This is a genomic window from Ilumatobacter nonamiensis YM16-303 (assembly GCF_000350145.1).
In the GTDB taxonomy this organism is placed as follows: Bacteria; Actinomycetota; Acidimicrobiia; order Acidimicrobiales; family Ilumatobacteraceae; genus Ilumatobacter_A; species Ilumatobacter_A nonamiensis.
In genome coordinates, this window is the sequence record NZ_BAOL01000335.1 from 1 (window position 1) to 4,229 (window position 4,229).

Annotated in this window: 4 protein-coding genes; 2 read left to right on the top strand and 2 right to left on the bottom strand. The window is 67.7% G+C overall.

Annotated features, from left to right (window positions below; genetic code table 11):
- Window positions 1-44: 44 nt before the first annotated feature.
- Both htpX and ON45_RS20515 read right to left on the bottom strand, forming a co-directional pair.
- A complete protein-coding gene (htpX, locus tag ON45_RS20510) occupies window positions 45-959 on the bottom strand; it encodes a protease HtpX (RefSeq protein ID WP_051063503.1) in 915 nt (304 codons plus the stop codon).
- A 59-nt stretch (window positions 960-1,018) separates the two neighbouring features.
- A complete protein-coding gene (locus tag ON45_RS20515; RefSeq protein ID WP_040496639.1) occupies window positions 1,019-1,846 on the bottom strand; it encodes a helix-turn-helix transcriptional regulator in 828 nt (275 codons plus the stop codon).
- A gap of 141 nt (window positions 1,847-1,987) precedes the next feature.
- On the opposite strand from ON45_RS20515, the gene ON45_RS20520 reads away from it, so the two are divergent.
- Both ON45_RS20520 and ON45_RS20525 read left to right on the top strand, forming a co-directional pair.
- Window positions 1,988-3,061: a M20 family metallopeptidase gene (locus ON45_RS20520; protein ID WP_051063504.1), complete on the top strand. Its 1,074-nt coding sequence runs from the start codon at window positions 1,988-1,990 to the stop codon at window positions 3,059-3,061.
- A 62-nt stretch (window positions 3,062-3,123) separates the two neighbouring features.
- Window positions 3,124-4,101 (top strand): magnesium and cobalt transport protein CorA, encoded by a 978-nt coding sequence (locus tag ON45_RS20525; RefSeq protein WP_040496642.1) that lies wholly within the window; start codon window positions 3,124-3,126, stop codon window positions 4,099-4,101.
- Window positions 4,102-4,229 lie beyond the last annotated feature (128 nt).

The following is a 4,229-nucleotide window of genomic DNA, read 5'->3' on the forward strand; positions in this document are numbered from 1 at the left end:
GCGCTCCGTGCGCGAACTGTTCACGAGAACGAGCAGTTGCGGGTTCAGCCCCTCGGGTTCTGGAGGGCGGCGATGCGCGCGTCGAGCGGAGGGTGCGACGAGAACAGCTTGCGAATTCCCTCGCCTTTGCTCGGCCGGATCCCGAAGGCGGCGACCTCGTCGGGAAGATCGTCCTCGAGGCTCTGGCGTTGGAGCGCTTGGAGTGCCGACACCATCTGCGCGCTGCTCGTGAGTCGTGCCGATCCGCTGTCGGCGCGGAACTCGCGGTGACGGCTGAACCACATCACGATCATCGTGGCGAAGAAGCCGAGCACGACCTGGAGTGCCATCACGACGACGAAGTAGATCCCCGCGCCGCCGCGACCGTCGCGCGAGATCGCGCTGATGATCACGTTCGCGAGGATGCGTGAGATGAGGATCACGAAGGTGTTGACCACGCCCTGGATGAGCGTGAGTGTCACCATGTCGCCGTTGGCGACGTGTGCGACCTCGTGCGCGAGGACGGCCTCGACCTCGTCCGGCTTCATCTGCTGGAGCAGTCCGACGCTCACGGCGACGAGCGCGTCGTTGCGCTTGGCTCCGGTCGCGAACGCGTTCGGTGCCGGGTGGTCGAAGACGGCGACCTCGGGGGTCTCGATGCCGGCATCGCGGGACAGGCGGGCGACGGTGTCGACGAGCCATCGCTCGGTGTCGTTCTGTGGGGTGACGATCGTGACCGCTCCGGTCGACCGCTTGGCGATCTTCTTCGACATTGCGAGCGAGATGAACGACCCGCCGAAGCCGAACAGTGCGGCGAAGATCGTGAGGCCCACCAGGCCCTGCGGGTTGATCCCGAACAACGACGCGATGATCGTCAGCAGGGCGATCACGGCCACGTTGGTCCCGATCAGCAGGGCGATGCGCGTCGCGAATCCACCGATCTTCTTGGGCTGGCCGGTCGTCAGTTGGTTCGTCTCCATCGCTTCCTCTGGTCGAATTGGGGGGAAGGTCAGGATATCTGCCCTGGCTGAAGCCGGGTTCAGACGAGGTAGTGGCGAACGGCCAGGCGTTGCGCGGAATCGTCGCCGGGAACCGCGAGTTGAGCGACGACGCGCAGCGCCGGCCACTCGGCGGGCGACAATTGCTGATACTCGAACGTCAACTCGCCCGCCGATGGGTGGGCGAAGCGACGCAGCCGGGTCTCGAAGTCGGACACGTCGTGCTCGGGCCACCATTCGGCGAACGCGTCGCTCTCGGCGGTCAGCAGGTCGACCAGTTCGACCATGGCCGGGTCGTGGCGGAGCGACGAGGTCGCCGACCGGAACTCGGCCAGCGCCTGGCGGGCATGAATGTCCCAGTCGATGATGAGGTCGCGCGTCGTCGGGTCCGCGAACAGCACCCACAGCAGGTTGCACCGAGTCCCCTCGAGCTCGGCGAGCCGGGGGTAGAGCCGCTCCTGGGCATCGTTCCACGCCACGAACTCCCAGTGCGGTCCGAGCACGTATGCAGGTGCGGGCATGAGCGCGTCGAGCAGTCGGACCAACGCGCTCGGAGCCTCCTTCGGGGCTTCGATGGTGGTCGTGCCCGGATCGGTGAGCGCGAGAAGGTGCGCCTGGCCGGCTTCGTCGAGGCGCAAGGCGCGCCCGATCGCGAGGAGCACGTCATCGGACGCATTGATCCGGCGGCCCTGTTCGAGCCACGTGTACCAGGTGACCGAGACGCCCGCGAGGAGCGCGACCTCCTCGCGGCGAAGCCCCGGCGTGCGGCGGCCCCGACCGCTCGGGAGACCGACCTGGTCCGGACGGATCGACTCCCGTCGGGCACGCAGGAACTCGGCCAACTCCTGGCGATGATCCCCCGAACCCATCGGTGCATTCTCGCATCACGCGTCGCGCGGGCCGTGCCCGATGGGTGGTGGCGTCGCTTCCCGGTTCGATGCGCGGGCGAACCCAATACGATCGAACGCGTGACCCAACTCGTCGATGCCTCCGATTTCGATCTCGACGCGATGCTCGACGACCTCGCCGAACTCGTGAACATCGAGTCGCCGTCGCTCGATCTCGACGCGCTCGCCACGTCGGCTCGGACGGTCGCGTCGATGATCGAGCGTCATCTCGGAGGAACGTGCGAGCTCGTCGAGAGTCCCGCCGGGCCGCACGTGCACTGGAAGGGCGGCGGCGACCCGCAGGTGCTGATCCTCGGGCATCACGACACCGTCTTCCCGATGGGCACGCTCGCACAGCGACCGTTCGACGTGACCGACGGCGTCGCGACCGGTCCGGGCGTGTTCGACATGCTCGGCGGCATCGTCCAGTCGCTCCACGGGATGAGTCGCCTCGACGACGTGTCGGGCGTCGAGATCCTGTTCAGCGCCGACGAGGAGGTCGGCTCCGTGCACTCTCGTGACCTGATCGAGGAACGGGCGCTCGCATGTGGGAACGTGCTGGTGCTCGAACCGTCGGCCGACGGTGGTGGCCTGAAGACCGGGCGCAAAGGGTGCGGAACGTTCGAGGTCCTGGTCGCCGGTCGGGCGGCGCACGCGGGGCTGGAGCCCGAGAACGGTGTGAACGCCCTGGTCGAGGCCGCTCATCAGGTGTTGGCGATCAACGAGATCGGACGCCCGGATGTCGGCACGACCGTCACGCCCACGGTGGCGACCGCCGGCACGACCGACAACGTCGTTCCGGCCGAGGCGCGCATCAAGGTCGATGTCCGAGTGGAATCTGCAGCCGAGAAGCAACGGGTGGAGGCGGCGATGGCGGCGCTCACGGCCGTCGACGAATCGGCGAGCCTCACGGTGACCGGGGCCGTCAACCGGCCGCCGATGCCCGAGTCCGCGTCGGCGACGCTGTTCCCGATCGCTGTGCGGGTGTCGCCCGGGATCGAAGGGTTCGCCGTCGGCGGAGGCAGCGACGGCAACTTCACCGCCGCTCGCGGCGTCGCGACGCTGGATGGTCTCGGCGCGGTCGGTGGGGGAGCACATGCGGATTCCGAGCATGTGATCGTCGAGACGATGCCTGCCCGTGCCGCTCTCGTGGCGAACCTCGTCGCGGGGATCCTCGCGACGCCCGACCAGGAGTGACGTCCGATCAGGAGTGACGCCATCGAACCACGGCGCCTCGCGGTCGAATAGGGTCACGCCCGATGCTCGTGAATGCACGGCGATACGCAGACGGGTCGTTCGAAGAAGGTGACCTGGACCGTCTCGTCCGCAAGGCGCACCAGGACGGAGGATTCGTGTGGGCCGGCGTGCATGACCCCGGCTCGGCCGAACTGAACGAACTCTTCACCGTGTTCGGACCGCATCCGCTGGCGGTCGAGGACGCGGTCACCGCCCGGCAACGACCGAAGTTCGAGCGCTACGACGACTGGTCGTTGCTGGTGCTCCACACGGCGCACTATGTCGACGACCCCGAGACCGTCGAGTTCGGCGAGATCCAGGTGCTGTGCGACCACGTTTCGGCAGTCGTCATCCGGCGTGGCGCCCCGACACCGCTCGTCGCCGCTCGACGGCGGCTCGAAGCGCGTCCCGAGGCGGTCGCCGACGGCCCCGTGTCGGTGGTTCACGGCGTGATCGACGAGGTCGTCGACTCCTACGACGCGGTGCTCGCCGGACTCGACGACGACGTGAGCGAAGTCGAGTTGGCGGTCTTCGCCGAGGACGATCGGGGACGCGACGCCGACCTGGTCGAGCGGATGTACTTCCTCCAGCGCGAGATGCTCCGCCTGCACCGGGCATTCCAACCGCTCGGCACGGCGATCGCTGCGCTGCGCGCCGACCCACTGGTGAAGGGACGCCCCGACTGGGATGCCTACTTCCGCGACGTAGTCGACCACCTCTTGCGCCAGATCGATCAGCTGCACACGCTGCGCGACCTGATCGCCAGTGCGCTCGCCGCCAACGCCACCCAGGTCGGCCTGCGCCAGAACGACGACATGCGCAAGATCTCGGCGTGGGTCGCGATCGCGGCGGTGCCCACGATGATCGCCGGGATCTACGGCATGAACTTCGACAACATGCCCGAGCTGGACAACCGATTCGCCTATCCGATCGTGCTGGTGGTGATGGTCACCGCGTGCCTGGGGCTCTACCGGGCGTTCAGGCGCAGCGGCTGGCTCTGACGGGCTCAACTCGCCAGTCGTGACGGCGGTCCGGTGGTCATGATCGTCCCGTCGGGAAGATGCACGGTGAGTTCTCGGTGCGGGCCGAGCTTCACCTGCCAGTCGGCGTCGTGAATCTTGTGGTGATG